Below are 503 nucleotides of genomic sequence, written 5' to 3'. Positions count from 1 at the left end.
TTCAAAATCCAGACTTTGCCGAAGTGGCCCGGTCCATGGGGGCGGTTGGAATCCGCGTTGAAGATGCCAGGGAATTAGGAAGCGTCATCCAAAAGGCCATTGAATCGAATAAGCCTACCGTAATCGATATCCAAGTAGACGGTACCCAATTGGCTCCTCCATTCCGTAAAGACGCGTTGAAAATGCCGGTTCGTCTATTAGAAAAGTATGCTCACTTGGATCATAGAAACTGGTAAAATACGATTTTCTCTTTTAAGGCTCTTCTAAGGTATATATAAAATCGAGGGGGCAGTTCCTATGAACAACCTAGATGTTACTTTCACAGATCTAGGGCATCTCCCCCTCCCCCATCAGAGTGCGTAAAATCTTGCAACAAGCAGTGCGACACGTAGGTTATTTTTCGTCAAAAACGCTACCAAATCTATTAAAAGGGGGATTAAACATGATTATCGGTGTTCCTAAAGAGATTAAGAACAATGAAAATCGAGTCGGTATGACACCTG

Annotated in this window: 1 protein-coding gene; it reads left to right on the top strand. The window is 43.5% G+C overall.

Translation table 11 applies throughout. From position 1 onward, the window contains the following. A partial coding sequence (locus ABLT31_RS38975) for a thiamine pyrophosphate-dependent enzyme (RefSeq protein ID WP_367761112.1) occupies window positions 1–236 on the top strand: 236 nt, incomplete at its 5' end. Window positions 237–503: the final 267 nt, after the last annotated feature.

The sequence above is a fragment of the Ammoniphilus soli genome (assembly GCF_040813775.1).
This window is presented reverse-complemented; position numbering and strand designations above follow the sequence as displayed.